Below are 262 nucleotides of genomic sequence, written 5' to 3'. Positions count from 1 at the left end.
CATATCTCCGCCCGAGAAGATATCACCTGAATCCCTCCAGGTCGCGGCCCCCGGCTGCATTGTTTGACCAACTGCCAAAATAACCGTATCTGCGGCAATTTCCAGGATGGATCCATTGCTCATATGTTCAAACTTTACCCGCTCTACCCTGCTTTGACCGATAAATTCTACCGGTTTAAATTCAGAAATTAATGGAACACCCAGTTTAAAGACGTACTCTTTTTCTTTCTGAACCGCAGGCGCTCCCTCGATTGTCTCAATG

At 46.9% G+C, this 262-nt stretch carries 1 pseudogene; it reads right to left on the bottom strand.

Features of this window, described 5'->3' with window-relative positions:
- A pseudogene (locus tag RYX56_RS23240) lies at positions 1-262 on the bottom strand (dihydropyrimidine dehydrogenase); the annotation flags it as partial.

Source organism: Alkalihalophilus lindianensis, from assembly GCF_032843265.1.
GTDB lineage: Bacteria > Bacillota > Bacilli > Bacillales > Bacillaceae_D > Alkalihalophilus > Alkalihalophilus lindianensis.
Note: the sequence above shows the minus strand (reverse complement) of the source record. Positions and strands in the feature narration are given on the sequence as shown.